Here is a 1737-nt window from a genome sequence, read left to right as displayed (position 1 = left end):
GTAATTCCCTAAAATAGCTTGACAGATTTTACTTTAATTAATTTGAGAGATTACAAACATATTACTTTCTCCTTAAATGCAAAACATATTTCATAGTTACTACTGTTTTTACATACATACTCTTTATTTATTACTGATTTAGCATATAATATTTTTTCTATCTACTGTTTCTTTTTACATGGTCTGTTTTTGGTACTGATCATATTGACACTTTTCTGTTTTATTCCTTTTTCTTTGAACACTATTTTTGATATGCCCTATTTTAGCGGACAGACTATTTAGGGCAAGAATGATAAGATAAATACTACCTGAGTATGCGAAGGTGGAGATTTATTTTATCACCCGAAGGGCTTGTTCTTGCTATAAATTGGCTGGAGCTTAGGTTTGCATTTCAGAAGTAGGTGTGTTTGCCTTTTTCTTATTCCAACGTTTCTTCAGTACTCCTGTTTTAGTATGGGCTATTGCTGGTGTTAGCATGTTACAACTACGGTGAGGACGTTGATTATTATACTTATCTATAGCTATTTTAACTGCTTCCAGAGCCTCATTATAATCATTAAATGTATCGTATAAGTCGTACTCTTTTTTGAGTATGCCATTTACACGTTCTGCAATTGCATTTTCATAAGGGTCTCCATTTTCGGTCATAGATATACCAATATTGCTTCCCTTTAAATAATTTACATAATCGTAGCAGCAGTATTGAATGCCTCTATCTGAATGATGTATCAATTTATCTGTTATAGTTTCACATTCTACAGCCATTTTTAATGCGTTTAAAGCACCTGTACTAGTTAGGTCGCGCCATAAGCTCCAACCCACAATTTTTCTGGAGTATGCATCTGTTATAAGAGATAAATACACAAAACCATAAATGGTTCTAATGTAAGTAATATCACTTACCCAAAGTCTTCCTGAGCTTAAGAGTTCTATATCACTTGCTATGTTAGGGTAGCGCTTATACAGATGATTAGAATTTGTAGTTCTTGCTATATGTCTTTTCTGTCGTACTTGTAATCCATGTTCTTTTAGTAAGAAATAAAACTTATCGCGCCCCATTTTAATTCCGTGATCCTGCAAAAAAGGTTGCATTACACCATGCATCTTTTCACATCCCATCTTTTTATGGTTGTTACGTACTTTTTTAACTTCCTGAAGTAATAATACTTCTGATAGTTGTGTGGCGGATTGTCGTTTTTTGGTGTCGTACCAAGACTGGCGTGTATATCCAAACAGACCACACATATCCTTTTTGCTTACCTTAGGATACATATGTGCCAGTAACTCTACTGCTTGGATCCAGACTTTTTTCTAATGGAGATTTTTAGCTCTTTTTCGGCAACGTCAATGAGAGTATTCATTGCTACATCTTTCATCTTAGCGTACTCAAGTTGCTTTTCTAGCTCTTTGATGCGTGCTTCTAGATTTTTATTATCTGCTCTTTCTTTGGAACTCATGAAAGACAAAGATAAGTGTAATTCATCGGAATATCGCTCTTGCCATCGTTTGAGAATATGAGTATAATGTCTTCTACTTAATTGAAATCGATCTCGAACTTCTTGAATGGTCATATGACCTCCATCTATTTGACCAACTATCCAACGGCGAAAACTGATTTCAAAATTTCCATAATCTACTTCATGATCTTTAAACCCATCCATGTGATCTGTTAACATGGCTGCTTTTGATTGTTTCATTTTACTTAACTTTTTACGTCAAGCTATTTCAGTATATTAC

General features: G+C 34.1%; 2 protein-coding genes. Both read right to left on the bottom strand.

Annotated elements, in window-relative coordinates:
- Positions 1-378: 378 nt before the first annotated feature.
- Positions 379-1272 (bottom strand): IS3 family transposase, encoded by an 894-nt coding sequence (locus A8B35_RS10195; RefSeq protein ID WP_075602899.1) that lies wholly within the window; start codon positions 1270-1272, stop codon positions 379-381.
- A 14-nt stretch (positions 1273-1286) separates the two neighbouring features.
- Entirely contained in the window at positions 1287-1697 is a 411-nt protein-coding gene (locus A8B35_RS10190) for a hypothetical protein (RefSeq protein WP_075602898.1), read from the bottom strand.
- Positions 1698-1737 lie beyond the last annotated feature (40 nt).

It is taken from the genome of Saccharicrinis aurantiacus (genome assembly GCF_001660705.2).
Taxonomy (GTDB): domain Bacteria; phylum Bacteroidota; class Bacteroidia; order Bacteroidales; family Marinilabiliaceae; genus Saccharicrinis; species Saccharicrinis aurantiacus.
Note: the sequence above shows the minus strand (reverse complement) of the source record. Positions and strands in the feature narration are given on the sequence as shown.